Raw genomic sequence first — 12,205 nt, 5'->3', positions numbered from 1 at the left:
CGGGAGGTTTTCTGAAGTCGCCTAGTATAACGAGTCCGGCGGCTTTGCTGTGGTCGCCCGACAGGGCGCTGGGGTAGACTTCCAGCCCTTGTCCCGCGGCCCAGTGATGTTTCCAAGATGCTCGAACAGTACGTCAAGAAGATCCTCACCTCGCGCGTCTACGACGTCGCTGTCGAAACCCCGCTGCACAACGCCGGGCAACTGAGCAAGCGCCTGGGCAACCAGATCCTGCTCAAGCGCGAGGACCTGCAGCCGGTGTTCTCCTTCAAGATCCGCGGGGCGTACAACAAGCTGGCGCAACTGAGCGCCGAGGAGCTGGCGCGCGGCGTGGTCACCGCTTCTGCCGGCAACCATGCCCAGGGCGTGGCCCTGGCTGCGCGGGAGTTGGGCATCAAGGCGACCATCGTGATGCCCAAGACCACGCCGGAGATCAAGGTCGAGGGTGTGCGCTCGCGTGGCGGCAAGGTGGTGCTGCACGGCGACTCCTTCCCCGAGGCGCTGGCCTATTCGCTGAAGCTGGTCGAAGAGAAGGGCTTCGTCTACATCCATCCCTACGACGATCCCCACACCATCGCCGGGCAGGGCACCGTGGCCATGGAAATTTTGCGCCAGCACCCGGGCCGCCTGGACGCGATCTTCGTGCCGGTCGGCGGTGGCGGGCTGATTGCCGGGATCGCAGCCTATGTGAAGTACCTGCGCCCCGAGATCAAGGTGATCGGTGTCGAGCCCGACGATTCCAATTGCCTGCAGGCCGCCATGGCTGCGGGCGAGCGTGTGGTGCTGCCGCAGGTGGGGCTGTTCGCCGACGGTGTCGCTGTGGCGCAGATCGGCCAGCACACCTTCGATATCTGCAAGGATCATGTCGATGAGGTGGTCACTGTCAGCACCGATGAGATCTGCGCAGCAATCAAGGATATCTACGACGATACCCGCTCGATCACCGAGCCTGCCGGCGCTCTTGGCGTGGCGGGCATCAAGAAGTACGTCGAGTTGACCGGTGTCTCGGGGCAGACGCTGGTGGCCATCGACTCCGGTGCCAACGTCAACTTCGATCGCCTGCGTCACGTGGCCGAGCGCGCCGAGCTGGGCGAAAAGCGCGAGGCGATCATCGCCGTGACCATCCCGGAGCGTCCGGGCAGCTTCAAGGCCTTCTGCGAGGCTATCGGCAAGCGCCAGATCACTGAGTTCAACTACCGTTACCACGCCGACAAAGAGGCGCACATCTTCGTCGGCGTGCAGACCCATCCAGAGACCGACCCGCGCGCCGCCCTGGTTCAGCACCTGACCGAGCAGGGCTTCCCGGTAACCGACCTGACCGACAATGAACTGGCCAAGTTGCATATCCGTCACATGGTCGGCGGCCACTCGGCGGCGGCCAGCGATGAGCTGGTGCTGCGTTTCGAGTTCCCTGAGCGGCCGGGGGCGCTGTTCAACTTCCTCAACAAGCTGGGCGGGCGCTGGAACATCTCGATGTTCCACTACCGCAACCACGGCGCGGCGGATGGTCGTGTGGTGGCTGGGCTGCAGGTGCCGGATGACGAGCGTCACCTGGTGCCCGAGGCGCTGGCCAAGATCGGCTATCCCTACTGGGATGAAACCGATAACCCGGCGTACAAGCTGTTCCTGGGTTGAGCGGCTACGCTTGGCATGAAGGCAACGCCTTACCTGTAGGCGCGGGCTTGTCCCGCGATGAGGCCGAAAAAAGTCTTTCAAGGACCCGCACGCGATGGAACACCTGACCACCCTCAAGACCCTGCATATCCTCGCCACCGCACTGTTGATCCTCGGTGCGCTGGGCCTGGCGACCTGGACCTTGCGTGCCCGCCGCCAGGGCGATGCCGAGGCCTACGCCAAACTGCTGCGTCGGCCGCTGGTATTCGTCTGGCTGGTGATGGGGCTGTGCCTGCTGAGCATGCCGTTCACCGGCTGGTGGCTGGTGCACCTGGTCGGCTGGCCGTTGGGCCAGACCTGGGTGCTGGCCTCCAGCATCCTCTATACCCTGGGCGCTTTCGCCGTGTGGTGGCTGCTGGTGCGGCTGAACCGCCTGCGCAAGGCCGAACCTGCCGGGCTGCGTCTGACGCTGGCGCTGGCGGTGTTCAGTGGGGTGTGCTTCCTGTCGATTGCAGGATTGATGGGGGCCAAGCCGGTCTGATGCGTCTGCGGGGCCCTTTTCACGGGTAAACCCATTGAAGAGAGCCCCGCGATCTCAATCGCGTAACGAAATCACCGGCCAGCCGCGCCGCTCGGCCTCTGCACGCAGCTTCGGGTCCGGGTCCACCGCCACCGAGTGCGTCACCTGCTCCAGCAACGGCAGATCATTCAGCGAATCGCTGTAGAAGTAGCTGTCTTCCAGGTCGTAGCCGTTCTCCAGCATCCAGCGCTTCAGGCGCGTCACCTTGCCTTCACGGAAACAGGGTATATCGGTGCTACGCCCGGTGTAGCGCTCGCCATCACGCTCGCATTCGGTGGCCAGCAGGGTACGCACGCCCAGGCGGCGGGCGATGGGCGCGGTGACGAAGCGGTTGGTGGCAGTGATGATCACCAGCTTGTCGCCAGCCTCGCGGTGCTGCTGTAGCAGGGCGAGCGCCTTGGGCAGGATGATCGGCTCGATGCAGTCGCGCATGAATTCGCGGTGCCATTGGTCGAGCTGGGCAGGTTCGGTGGCGGCGAAGATCTCCATCGAGAACGCCAGGTAGGCCTGCAGGTCCAGGGTGCCGTTGAGGTAATCCTGATAGAAGGCGTCGTTGCGTTGCTTGTAGGCGATGGGGTCGAGGATGCCCCGCTCACACAGGTAGTCACCCCAGGCGTGATCGCTGTCGCCGCCGAGGAGGGTATTGTCCAGGTCGAATAAAGCCAGGCGCATGGGTTTTCTCGCAGAAGCCTCCGGGAAGAAGTCCCGCAGAATACGGAGTTTTCACCTCGCTGCACATAAGCTATGGCGGGTGCGTTGCTGCGCTCGCAAGCTTTGTGGAACAATGCGGTGACATGCGTTTTCGAGGTTGCTGCCGTGATCGACCCGGATGGTTTTCGCCCCAATGTCGGGATCATTCTCACGAATGATGCCGGGCAGGTGCTATGGGCTCGGCGGATCAACCAGGATGCCTGGCAGTTTCCACAGGGTGGCATCAACCCTGACGAAACCCCAGAAGATGCCCTGTACCGCGAGCTGAACGAAGAAGTTGGCCTGGAACGCGAGGATGTGGAAATTCTTGCCTGCACCCGAGGCTGGTTGCGTTATCGTTTACCCCAGCGCCTGGTCCGCACGCACAGCCAGCCGCTGTGCATCGGCCAGAAGCAGAAGTGGTTCCTGCTGCGGCTGGTAAGCAACGAACAGCGGGTGCGGATGGACCTGACCGGAAAACCGGAATTCGATGGCTGGCGCTGGGTCAGCTACTGGTATCCGCTGGGTCAGGTGGTGACATTCAAGCGCGAGGTGTATCGCCGCGCCCTGAAAGAGCTAGCCCCGCGCCTGTTGACGCGCGACTGACGACGGAGTCCGACCCCGAGCCATGCTCAATACGCTGCGCAAGATCGTCCAGGAAGTGAACTCCGCCAAAGATCTCAAGACGGCGTTGGGTATCATTGTCTTGCGCGTCAAGGAGGCCATGGGCAGCCAGGTATGCTCGGTCTACCTGCTCGACCCGGAGACCAACCGTTTCGTGCTGATGGCCACCGAAGGCCTGAACAAGCGCTCGATCGGCAAGGTCAGCATGGCCCCCAACGAAGGCCTGGTCGGCCTGGTCGGCACCCGCGAGGAGCCGTTGAACCTCGAGAACGCGGCGGATCACCCGCGCTACCGCTACTTCGCCGAAACCGGCGAGGAACGCTTCGCCTCCTTCCTTGGTGCCCCCATCATCCACCACCGTCGCGTGGTCGGGGTACTGGTGATCCAGCAGAAGGAGCGGCGCCAGTTCGATGAAGGCGAAGAAGCCTTCCTGGTGACCATGAGCGCCCAGCTTGCCGGGGTTATCGCCCACGCCGAGGCCACCGGCTCGATACGCGGCCTGGGCCGCCAGGGCAAGGGTATCCAGGAAGCACGTTTCGTCGGTGTACCGGGCTCGCCGGGCGCTGCCGTCGGCCGCGCGGTGGTCATGCTGCCGCCTGCCGACCTCGAAGTGGTCCCGGACAAGACCGTCGAAGACATCGACGGCGAGCTCAAACTCTTCAACAACGCCCTCGAAGGGGTGCGCGCCGACATGCGCAAGCTGTCGGCGAAGCTTGCGACCCAGCTGCGCCCCGAAGAGCGTGCGCTGTTCGATGTGTACCTGATGATGCTCGAAGATGCCGCCCTCGGTGGCGAAGTGGCCGAGGTCATCAAGACCGGCCAGTGGGCCCAGGGCGCGCTGCGCCAGGTGGTCGGCGAGCACGTCAGCCGCTTCGAGCTGATGGATGACGATTACCTGCGCGAGCGCGCCTCGGACGTCAAGGACCTCGGCCGCCGCCTGCTGGCCTACCTGCAGGAGGCCCGCTCGCAGACGCTGGTCTACCCCGACAACACCATCCTGGTCAGCGAGGAGCTGACCCCGGCGATGCTCGGCGAAGTGCCGGAAGGCAAGCTGGTCGGCCTGGTGTCGGTTTTGGGCTCGGGCAACTCCCACGTGGCGATCCTGGCCCGGGCCATGGGCATCCCGACGGTGATGGGCCTGGTCGACCTGCCGTATTCCAAGGTCGATGGCATCGAGATGATTCTCGACGGCTACAAGGGCGAGGCCTACACCAACCCCAGCGATGTGCTGCGCAAGCAGTACAGCGACGTGGTCGAGGAAGAACGCCAGTTGGCCCAGGGGCTCGATGCCCTGCGCGAGCTGCCGTGCATCACCCCCGACGGCCACCGCATGCCGCTGTGGGTCAACACCGGTCTGCTGGCCGACGTGGCCCGGGCCCAGCAGCGTGGCGCCGAGGGCGTGGGCCTGTACCGCACCGAAGTGCCGTTCATGATCAACCAGCGCTTCCCCAGCGAAAAGGAACAGCTGGCGATCTACCGCGAGCAATTGGCGGCCTTCCACCCGCTGCCGGTGACCATGCGCACGCTGGACATCGGCGGTGACAAGGCGCTGTCCTACTTCCCGATCAAGGAAGAAAACCCCTTCCTCGGCTGGCGCGGCATTCGCGTCACCCTCGACCACCCGGAAATCTTCCTGGTACAGACCCGCGCCATGCTCAAGGCCAGCGAGGGCCTGAACAACCTGCGTATCCTGCTGCCGATGATTTCTGGCATCCATGAGCTGGAAGAGGCGCTGCACCTGATCCACCGTGCCTGGGGCGAAGTGCGTGACGAAGGCACCGATGTGCCGATGCCCCCGGTTGGCGTGATGGTGGAGATTCCGGCTGCCGTTTACCAGACCAAGGAACTGGCGCGTCAGGTCGACTTCCTCTCGGTCGGCTCCAACGACCTCACGCAGTACCTGCTGGCGGTCGATCGCAACAACCCGCGGGTCGCCGACCTGTACGACTACCTCCATCCCGCGGTGCTGCAAGCCTTGCAGACCGTGGTGCGCGATGCCCACGCCGAAGGCAAGCCGGTGAGTATCTGCGGCGAGATGGCCGGTGATCCGGCAGCGGCGATCCTGCTCATGGCGATGGGCTTCGACAGCCTGTCGATGAACGCCACCAACCTGCCGAAGGTGAAGTGGATGCTGCGTCAGATCAACATGAGCAAGGCCCGCGAGCTGCTGACCGAAGCCATGACCCATGACAACCCGCAGGTTATCCACAGCTCGTTGCAACTGGCGCTGAAGAACCTGGGGCTGGCGCGGATGATCGGACCTAACAAGAGCCTCTGATGGTTCACAGGCCCCTTCGCGGGCAAGCCCGCTCCCACAGGGGTGGGCTTGCCCGCGAAGGGGCCTGAGATGTCACACGAGATTCAGTTCCACTTCCCCTAGATGCCCACCAAAGGGCCCGAAACTGCGCTCGATCATCCGCCTTCTGCCCTGATCATCCACAATCAGCACGGTACTTGCCCGCGTCCCGTAATTCTGGCTGGCAATGAACACACTCGACAGCAACCGCTCGGTCGCCAGCCCTACGCCGGTCTCCGGCAACTCACCATCTTGTGCTTGCCCACCATCGGCCAGCAGCGCCAGTAGCTGCTGCGGGTCTGCCGATTCCAGCGCCTGGCCCAGCGCCGAGCGCGCCTTCACCAGTTTTGGCCACGGCGTATCCAGCCCGGCGTTGGACAGCCCGTACACGCCGGGTGACAGCAGCCGTGGCGCCGGGTCGCGGGCGTGCAGATAGCCTAGCCGCTCGCCATCGCCCACCAGCAGGTTGAACCCCGAGTACTGCGCGCTGCGGCTGGCAACCTGGTCCAGATACGCCTCGACGCCCAGGTCTCCCTGCAGGAAGGCCGCCACCAGTTCTCCGCGCGAGCGTGGCCCGAGCGGCTGGCGAGGGTCGCGGATATTGGTCAGCGCCGCGAAACGCCCGGCCGGGCCGATACCCAGCCAGGTGCCGCCGGCTTCGAGGTCGCGCCCGGCATGTACGCCATGGGCATCGTCCCAGGGGGCGAGCGCCTGGGTAGGGCGGGCATAGAACTCGTCGCGGTTGGCCGCGACGATCAGCGGCAGGGCGTGCCCCGGCCGCCAGGCGAATACGATCAGGCACATGGGGTGGCCTCAGTGTTTTGTGCCACTCTACCCACAGCCTGCCTGCACTTCCATCACCTGACACAGAGTTCACTAGAGGCGCAGCCCCGGCTTCCGTTACCATGCCGGATCGTATTCACAGGGTCTGCGAATGGAATTCGTACTCTATCTGCTGTTGGGCGCCTGCGCCGGCGTACTGGCCGGGCTCTTCGGCGTGGGCGGCGGCATCATCATCGTGCCGGTGCTGGTGTTCAGCTTCACCCTGCAGGGCTTCGATGCCTCGATCCTCACGCACCTGGCGGTCGGGACTTCGCTGGCGACCATCGTCTTCACCTCGATCAATGCCGTGCTGGAGCACCACCGCAAGGGGGCCGTACAGTGGCCGGTGTTCCTGTGGATGACTGTCGGCATCCTCATCGGCGCCGGCATTGGCGCCAAGACCGCCTCGTTGATCCAGGGGCCGATGCTGCAGAAGATCATCGGCGTATTCGCCCTGCTGGTGTCGCTGCAGATGGCCCTCGACCTCAGGCCCAAGGCCAGCCGTGGCATCCCCGGCAAGCCTGGGTTGATCGCGGCGGGTGGGGTGATCGGCTGGGCCTCGGCGATCTTCGGTATCGGCGGTGGCTCGCTCACGGTGCCTTTTCTCACCTGGCGAAGCCTGCCCATGCAGAAGGCCGTGGCCACCTCGTCGGCCTGCGGTTTGCCGATTGCCCTGGCCAGTGCCATGAGCTTCATGATCCTGGGTTGGAACGAAACTCATCTGCCCGCGCACAGCCTGGGCTACGTCTATCTCCCCGCGCTGGTCGGCATTGCCGTCACCAGCATGTTTTTCGCCCGCTTCGGCGCGCGTCTGGCGCACAAGCTGTCGCCGCGCCTGCTCAAGCGCCTGTTTGCCGCGCTGCTGTTCTGCGTCGGCCTTAGCTTTTTGATCTAGAGGAACCACCATGCTGCCTTACCCGCAGATCGACCCCGTGGCCGTGGCCCTCGGGCCGCTGAAAATCCACTGGTACGGCCTGATGTACCTGATCGGCATCGGCGGTGCCTGGCTGCTCGCCTCGCGCCGGCTGAACCGCTTCGACCCGACCTGGAACCGCGAAAAGCTCTCCGACCTGGTGTTCTGGCTGTCGATGGGCGTGATCGTCGGCGGGCGCTTGGGCTACGTGCTGTTCTACGACCTGCACCAGTACCTGGCCAACCCGACGCTGATCTTCGAAGTGTGGAAAGGCGGCATGTCGTTCCACGGCGGCTTCATCGGCGTGATGCTGGCAGCGCTGTGGTTCGGCAAGCGCAACAACAAGTCGTTCTTCGAGCTGATGGACTTCGTCGCGCCGCTGGTGCCGATCGGCCTGGGTGCCGGACGTATCGGCAACTTCATCAATGCCGAGCTGTGGGGCAAGCCGACCGACGTGCCATGGGCGATGATCTTCCCGCCGTTCAGCGATCCCGCGCAGTTGCCGCGTCACCCCTCGCAGCTGTACCAGTTCGCACTGGAGGGTGTGGCACTGTTCCTGATCCTCTGGCTGTTCTCGCGCAAACCACGCCCCACCATGGCGGTTTCCGGCATGTTCGCGCTGTTCTACGGAATCTTCCGTTTCATCGTCGAATTCGTTCGCGTGCCGGACGCACAGCTGGGTTACCTGGCGTGGGGCTGGCTGACCATGGGTCAGATTCTCTGCATACCGATGATCGTCGCTGGCCTCGCCTTGATCTGGTGGGCTTATAATCGCAAACCCACGGCGACACCCGCCCACTGAAAATCCCACGGCAGGGGCGATCCCCCTGCCGTGCTTGCCACAGGTAGGCCATGAAACAGTATCTAGACCTGGTTCGCGACGTCATCGAGAACGGCACGCTGCAGGGCAATCGCACCGGTATCCGCACTATCAGCCTGCCGGGCGCCATGTTGCGCTTCGACCTGCAGAAGGGTTTCCCGGCCATCACCACACGCAAGCTGGCGTTCAAGTCGGCGATCGGCGAGATGGTCGGTTTCTTGCGCGGCGTGAAGAACGCCGGCGAGTTTCGCGACCTCGGCTGCAAGGTCTGGGACCAGAACGCCAACGAGAACGCCCAATGGCTGGCCAACCCCTTCCGCCAGGGTCATGACGACCTCGGCGAGATCTATGGCGTGCAATGGCGCCAGTGGCCGGGCTACAAGCGCATCCCGCTGAGCAACCCGGCCGCCATCGAAATGGCGGAAAAGGCCGGTTTCCGCCAGATCGCCAAGGACGAGGAAGACGGCCAGGCGTTTGTCATCCTCTACAAGGCCATCGACCAGGTGCGCCAGTGCCTGGACACCATCGCCAACGATCCGGGCAGCCGACGCATCCTGTTCCACGGCTGGAACTGCGCCCAGCTCGACGAGATGGCGCTGCCGCCCTGCCATCTGCTGTACCAGTTCCATCCCAATGTCGAGACGAAGGAAATTTCCCTCACGCTCTACATTCGCTCCAATGACCTGGGCCTGGGCACACCGTTCAACCTCACCGAAGGTGCGGCCCTGCTGTCGCTGTTCGGGCGCCTGACCGGCTATACCCCGCGCTGGTTCACCTACTTCATCGGCGATGCCCATGTGTACGAGAACCACCTGGACATGCTCAACGAGCAGCTCAAGCGCGAGCCGCTGGAGGCACCGAGGCTGGTGATCAGCGACCGTGTGCCGGCGTTTGCCGACACCGGTGTGTATGAGCCGGAGTGGCTGGAGAAGATCGAGCCGAGTGATTTCTGGCTGGAAGGGTATGAGCATCATGCGCCGATGACGGCGCCGATGGCGGTCTGATTCGAGGCCGCGTCGCTCTTTTCACGGGCAGAGGCCTTTACCGGCCTCAATGCCCGTGACTACGCCCCACATGCGAATGCTCGGTCTCCGGCATCGACACCGCACCATTGACCTCCAGCTGCTGCAAGATCGCGCACTCATCCCCCTGCGCATTGCACTGCCTGCGTAACTCCACCAGCTGCGTCTGCAGCGCCATCAAACCATCGATCCTCGCCTGTACATGCTCGATATGCTCATCGATCAGCGCATTGACGCTGCCGCACGCACCTTCGGGGGTGTCGCGCAGGCGCAGCAGGCTGCGGATTTCGTCGAGTGTCATGTCCAGGGTTCGGCAGTTGCGGATGAAGGTCAGACGCTCCACATGGGCCTGGGTGTACAGGCGGTAGTTGCCGTCGGTGCGGGCGGGTTCGGGCAGCAATTGCTCGCGCTCGTAGTAGCGGATGGTTTCCACGGCGCAGTCGGTGGCCTTGGCCAGTTCTCCGATCTTCATGACGAAATCTCCATTGGATCGCTTGACCCTATAGTGGCTACAGGGTGTTCACTTGGCAACAACCCCCCGTCAGTGGGCACTCTCCATCAGGGCGAACCTATGAACCAGCCTGTCAGTCACGACCACAAGCACGATCATGGCCATGAGCATGGCGCCAAGTCCTCCTGCCACGACACCCAGGCCCACAGCTGCTGTGCCAGCAAAGCGGCGCCGGCCTTCGTGCAACTGACCGAAAAGGCCAGTGACCAGGCGCGCCTCAGCCGTTTTCGCATCGAAGCGATGGACTGCCCGACCGAGCAGACCTTGATCCAGGACAAGCTGGGCAAGCTTGCTGGCATCGAGCAGTTGGAGTTCAACCTGATCAACCGCATCCTCGGCGTGCGCCACACCCTCGACGGCACCGTGCAGATCGAGCGTGCCATCGACAGCCTGGGCATGAAGGCCGAGCGCCTGGCTGCAGACGACGATGGCAGCGCCAGCGCCCCTGTTGCCCACAAGACCCGCTGGTGGCCATTGGCATTGTCGGGTATTGCCGCGATTGGCGCCGAAATCGTGCACTTCTCCGCGCTGGCGCCCGAGTGGGTGGTGGCCTTACTGGCACTGGCAGCCATCCTCGGCTGCGGCCTGGGCACCTACAAGAAGGGCTGGATCGCGCTCAAGAACCGTAACCTCAACATCAACGCGCTGATGAGCATCGCCGTGACCGGTGCCGTGCTGATCGGCCAGTGGCCGGAGGCGGCGATGGTCATGGTGCTGTTCACCATCGCCGAACTGATCGAGGCACGCTCGCTGGACCGGGCGCGCAACGCCATCAGCGGCCTGATGCAACTGACGCCAGATATGGCCACCGTGCAACAAGCGGATGGCCAATGGCGTGAGGTCGAGGTGCGTGAGGTGGCCATCGGTGCACGGGTGCGGGTGCGCCCGGGCGAGCGGATCGGCCTGGATGGCGAGGTGGTCAGTGGGCAATCCAGCGTCGATCAGGCACCGATCACCGGCGAAAGCCTGCCTGTCGAGAAGACTGTGGGCGACAAACTCTTCGCTGGCACCATCAACCAGGCCGGTGCCCTTGAGTTCCGCGTCACGGCTGGCGCCGGGCAATCGACCCTGGCACGCATCATCAAGGCGGTGGAAGAGGCGCAAGGCGCGCGGGCGCCGACCCAGCGCTTCGTCGATCAGTTCTCGCGCATCTACACCCCCGCCGTGTTCGCCGTGGCCTTGGCCGTGGCGATCATCCCGCCGCTGTTCATGGCCGGTGCCTGGTTCGACTGGGTCTACCGTGCCCTGGTGCTGCTGGTGGTGGCCTGCCCGTGCGCGCTGGTGATCTCGACCCCGGTGACCATCGTCAGCGGCCTGGCTGCGGCGGCGCGCAAGGGCATCCTGATCAAGGGCGGTGTCTATCTCGAGGGCGGGCGCAAGCTGGACTTCCTGGCCCTGGACAAAACCGGCACCATCACCCACGGCAAGCCAGTGCAGACCGACTTCAAGGCGCTCGACCCGCTGTTCGAGGATCGCGCCCAGGCCTTGGCCGCGAGCTTGGGAGAGCGTTCCGACCACCCGGTGTCGCGCGCTATTGCCCAGCATGCCAAGGCGCAGAACATCGCCCTCAGCGATGTCATGGAGTTCGCCGCGCTGGCCGGGCGCGGTGTGCGTGGCGAGATCGATGGCCAGGCCTATCACCTGGGCAACCATCGACTGGTCGAGGAACTGGGCCTGTGCTCGCCTGCGCTGGAAGCTCAGCTCGACCAGCTCGAGCGCCAAGGCAAGACCGTCGTGCTGCTGCTCGACCGCTCCGGCCCGCTGGCACTGTTCGCCGTGGCCGATACCGTGAAGGACAGCAGCCGCCAGGCCATCGCCGAGTTGCATGAGCTGGGGATCAAGACGGTCATGCTGACCGGCGACAACCCGCACACGGCCCAGGCCATCGCTGCCCAGGTGGGTATCGACCGCGCCGAGGGCAACCTGCTGCCTGCCGACAAGCTCAAGACCATCGAAGACCTCTACGCTCAAGGCCACCGCGTGGGCATGGTCGGCGACGGCATCAACGACGCCCCGGCCCTGGCCCGCGCCGAGATCGGCTTCGCCATGGCGGCGGCCGGCACCGACACCGCCATCGAAACCGCGGATGTGGCGCTGATGGACGACGACTTGCGCAAAATCCCGGCGTTCGTCAGGCTGTCGCGCCAGAGCGCTGCGATCCTCATCCAGAACATTGTCCTGGCACTGGGGGTCAAGGCGATATTCCTGGCAATCACCTTTGCCGGCATGGCCACCCTGTGGATGGCAGTGTTCGCCGACATGGGCGTGAGCCTGCTGGTGGTGTTCAACGGCTTGCGCCTGTTGCGCAAATAACGA

At 64.3% G+C, this 12,205-nt stretch carries 11 protein-coding genes; 8 read left to right on the top strand and 3 right to left on the bottom strand.

Going from position 1 to position 12,205, the window contains the following annotated elements; translation table 11 throughout:
• Positions 1-117: 117 nt before the first annotated feature.
• A complete protein-coding gene (ilvA, locus tag ACK3BK_RS24400; protein ID WP_186665527.1) occupies positions 118-1,632 on the top strand; it encodes a threonine ammonia-lyase, biosynthetic in 1,515 nt (504 codons plus the stop codon).
• Positions 1,633-1,726: 94 nt separating this feature from the next.
• Positions 1,727-2,152 carry a DUF2269 domain-containing protein gene (locus ACK3BK_RS24395; RefSeq protein WP_288376419.1) on the top strand — a complete coding sequence of 142 codons (426 nt, stop codon included), beginning with the start codon at positions 1,727-1,729 and terminating at the stop codon, positions 2,150-2,152.
• Positions 2,153-2,206: 54 nt separating this feature from the next.
• Here the strand turns inward: ACK3BK_RS24395 and ACK3BK_RS24390 are convergent, their stop codons facing one another.
• Positions 2,207-2,863 (bottom strand): HAD family hydrolase, encoded by a 657-nt coding sequence (locus tag ACK3BK_RS24390; protein ID WP_186665529.1) that lies wholly within the window; start codon positions 2,861-2,863, stop codon positions 2,207-2,209.
• Between the two features lie 144 nt (positions 2,864-3,007).
• Between ACK3BK_RS24390 and ACK3BK_RS24385 the strand changes: the two genes are divergently transcribed.
• On the top strand, positions 3,008-3,487 hold the full coding sequence (locus ACK3BK_RS24385; RefSeq protein ID WP_029614755.1) for an RNA pyrophosphohydrolase: 480 nt from the start codon (positions 3,008-3,010) through the stop codon (positions 3,485-3,487).
• Positions 3,488-3,509: 22 nt separating this feature from the next.
• A complete protein-coding gene (gene ptsP / locus ACK3BK_RS24380) occupies positions 3,510-5,783 on the top strand; it encodes a phosphoenolpyruvate--protein phosphotransferase (protein WP_186710667.1) in 2,274 nt (757 codons plus the stop codon).
• A gap of 72 nt (positions 5,784-5,855) precedes the next feature.
• Here ptsP and ACK3BK_RS24375 read toward each other — a convergent pair whose 3' ends face one another.
• The gene (locus ACK3BK_RS24375) at positions 5,856-6,605 is read right to left on the bottom strand and encodes an NRDE family protein (protein WP_186665531.1); all 750 of its coding nucleotides are present in this window, start codon (positions 6,603-6,605) and stop codon (positions 5,856-5,858) included.
• A 130-nt stretch (positions 6,606-6,735) separates the two neighbouring features.
• On the opposite strand from ACK3BK_RS24375, the gene ACK3BK_RS24370 reads away from it, so the two are divergent.
• Genes ACK3BK_RS24370 through ACK3BK_RS24360 form a run of 3 tightly spaced genes read left to right on the top strand, consistent with a single transcriptional unit; the run spans position 6,736 to position 9,360 of the window.
• Positions 6,736-7,518, top strand: coding sequence for a sulfite exporter TauE/SafE family protein (locus ACK3BK_RS24370; protein WP_411383479.1), 783 nt, complete (start codon positions 6,736-6,738; stop codon positions 7,516-7,518).
• A gap of 10 nt (positions 7,519-7,528) precedes the next feature.
• Positions 7,529-8,338 (top strand): prolipoprotein diacylglyceryl transferase, encoded by an 810-nt coding sequence (lgt, locus tag ACK3BK_RS24365; protein WP_054891132.1) that lies wholly within the window; start codon positions 7,529-7,531, stop codon positions 8,336-8,338.
• A 50-nt stretch (positions 8,339-8,388) separates the two neighbouring features.
• Positions 8,389-9,360 carry a thymidylate synthase gene (locus ACK3BK_RS24360; protein WP_411383478.1) on the top strand — a complete coding sequence of 324 codons (972 nt, stop codon included), beginning with the start codon at positions 8,389-8,391 and terminating at the stop codon, positions 9,358-9,360.
• A gap of 46 nt (positions 9,361-9,406) precedes the next feature.
• On the opposite strand, the gene cadR is transcribed toward ACK3BK_RS24360, so the two are convergent.
• The gene (gene cadR / locus ACK3BK_RS24355) at positions 9,407-9,850 is read right to left on the bottom strand and encodes a cadmium resistance transcriptional regulator CadR (RefSeq protein WP_411383477.1); all 444 of its coding nucleotides are present in this window, start codon (positions 9,848-9,850) and stop codon (positions 9,407-9,409) included.
• A 99-nt stretch (positions 9,851-9,949) separates the two neighbouring features.
• Between cadR and ACK3BK_RS24350 the strand changes: the two genes are divergently transcribed.
• Positions 9,950-12,202, top strand: coding sequence for a heavy metal translocating P-type ATPase (locus ACK3BK_RS24350; RefSeq protein ID WP_411383476.1), 2,253 nt, complete (start codon positions 9,950-9,952; stop codon positions 12,200-12,202).
• Positions 12,203-12,205: the final 3 nt, after the last annotated feature.

It is taken from the genome of Pseudomonas sp. L7 (genome assembly GCF_046605565.1).
GTDB lineage: Bacteria > Pseudomonadota > Gammaproteobacteria > Pseudomonadales > Pseudomonadaceae > Aquipseudomonas > Aquipseudomonas wayambapalatensis.
The sequence above is the reverse complement of the archived record's forward strand: the minus strand, read 5'-3'. Positions and strand labels throughout refer to the sequence as shown.

Bases quoted from the DNA above. Each gene is read 5' to 3' on its own strand.
- cadR (WP_411383477.1), bottom strand. From the start codon at position 9,850: ATGAAGATCGGAGAACTGGCCAAGGCCACCGACTGCGCCGTGGAAACC.
- ACK3BK_RS24395 (WP_288376419.1), top strand. From the start codon at position 1,727: ATGGAACACCTGACCACCCTCAAGACCCTGCATATCCTCGCCACCGCA.
- ptsP (WP_186710667.1), top strand. From the start codon at position 3,510: ATGCTCAATACGCTGCGCAAGATCGTCCAGGAAGTGAACTCCGCCAAA.
- ACK3BK_RS24390 (WP_186665529.1), bottom strand. From the start codon at position 2,863: ATGCGCCTGGCTTTATTCGACCTGGACAATACCCTCCTCGGCGGCGAC.
- lgt (WP_054891132.1), top strand. From the start codon at position 7,529: ATGCTGCCTTACCCGCAGATCGACCCCGTGGCCGTGGCCCTCGGGCCG.
- ACK3BK_RS24370 (WP_411383479.1), top strand. From the start codon at position 6,736: ATGGAATTCGTACTCTATCTGCTGTTGGGCGCCTGCGCCGGCGTACTG.
- ilvA (WP_186665527.1), top strand. From the start codon at position 118: ATGCTCGAACAGTACGTCAAGAAGATCCTCACCTCGCGCGTCTACGAC.
- ACK3BK_RS24375 (WP_186665531.1), bottom strand. From the start codon at position 6,605: ATGTGCCTGATCGTATTCGCCTGGCGGCCGGGGCACGCCCTGCCGCTG.
- ACK3BK_RS24350 (WP_411383476.1), top strand. From the start codon at position 9,950: ATGAACCAGCCTGTCAGTCACGACCACAAGCACGATCATGGCCATGAG.
- ACK3BK_RS24360 (WP_411383478.1), top strand. From the start codon at position 8,389: ATGAAACAGTATCTAGACCTGGTTCGCGACGTCATCGAGAACGGCACG.